This is a genomic window from Streptobacillus felis, from assembly GCF_001559775.1.
GTDB classification, from domain to species: domain Bacteria; phylum Fusobacteriota; class Fusobacteriia; order Fusobacteriales; family Leptotrichiaceae; genus Streptobacillus; species Streptobacillus felis.
In genome coordinates this window covers 1-1,559 of record NZ_LOHX01000331.1, presented here as the reverse complement: position 1 = coordinate 1,559, position 1,559 = coordinate 1, and the positions used below count along the sequence as shown (strand labels likewise).

Sequence of the window (1,559 nt, the reverse complement as noted above, 5' to 3'; positions counted from 1 at the left end):
CTTTTACATTATCTACTAATTTAAATGTTTCTACTTTTTGCTTTAATGATGTATTTAATACTTCTGATTCTACATTTAAATCTTTTGATTCTAATTTATTTGATTCTAAGTTTGAACCCTTTACATCTAATCTATCTAATTTAATATCTTTTACTTTTACATTTGAACTAGAACTACTTTCATAATCTACATTTGTATTTTCATAAAGTGTAAAAGCATCTATTTTTTTAACATATTTATTATCTAATATTTGTGATTCTACTTTAAGGTTTTTACCTTCTAATGTATTTGAGGTAATATCACTTCCTATTACTGTTGCATTAGTATTATTTAAATTAATGTTTTGGGCTTTAATGTTTGAGCTATTATTTATTTCTTTTTTATCTAGTAAATATTCATTATTAAAATATGATTTCTCTTCTTTTAATTCTTTTGTTTTTTCTCCTGTAATTAATAAATTAGTTGAATTAATATTTATACTATCTTCTATATTTAAATTACTTGATTTAATAGTTGTTTCATTACTTTTAATATTAATATTTTTAGCATTAATAGTACTATTATCAACTTTTTCTTCTTTTACTAATATATCAGTATAGTTATCTAATATATGTGATTTATTAGTTATTTTATCTCCAGATATTTCTAGGTTTTTTGTTGATATATTAATATCCTCATTTACCTTAATATCTCCTAAAATTAATGTGTTTTTAGATAATATATTTAGATTATTTGCCTCTATAGTTGATTTCTTTAATTCTTCATATCTTCTAATAAATACATTTTCATCAGTTACTAAATATGTCTCTTTATCTTCTACTATTGATTTAAGAGTTATATTATCTGATTTAATATTTAAATTATCTAAGGCTTTTAATCTTGCTCCCTCTATTAATATGTTATTACTTGATAAATTAATATTATCAAATAGTAACTTTTGATCTCTAATATTTAAGTTTTTTGCATTTATTGTAATATTTGATTTAGAAGGTTTATGTTCTAATTCATTTTGATTCATTTTAAAGTTTTCTAATAGATATCTATTGTTATTATTGTATTTAATATTATTTAGAAAATATGGATTATTTAAAAAGTTGGATAGTTTTACATATCTTGGATCTTCTTCTACTGTATATTCTACATTCTTTCCATCTATATATATATTCTCTTTATTATTTACATATCTTTCATCTTCTTCTCTTAAAGTCTTCTTATCTTCATCCTTTAAATTTACAATATTTGATGTTATGTTTATCTCTTCACCCTTAACATGAGATGGTAGTCCTTTAAGGCTTACTTCTCTTTCATTACCTAAGTCTCTAATATATGTTGCATTATGTAATATATTACAATATACAAGTCCACCTGTAGTGGTCAAGCTTTTTTGATACAGCATGGTAAAGTTAATTTATTTTCTTCTTCTCACCTCCATAGGTGTTAAATATCCATTATAACTATGTGGTCTTACATAATTATAATATACATATGAAAATTCTTCTATTCCTTTGTATAAATCTTCTTCCTTTTCAAATATATAATTATTTAAATATTCTTCTTTC

The 1,559-nt window shown here is 21.6% G+C and carries 1 protein-coding gene; it reads right to left on the bottom strand.

The genetic code is table 11. The features are described from left to right. Nucleotides 1–1,396: hypothetical protein (locus tag AYC60_RS07830; RefSeq protein WP_156447712.1), on the bottom strand; the 1,396-nt coding region annotated here is incomplete at its 3' end. Nucleotides 1,397–1,559 lie beyond the last annotated feature (163 nt).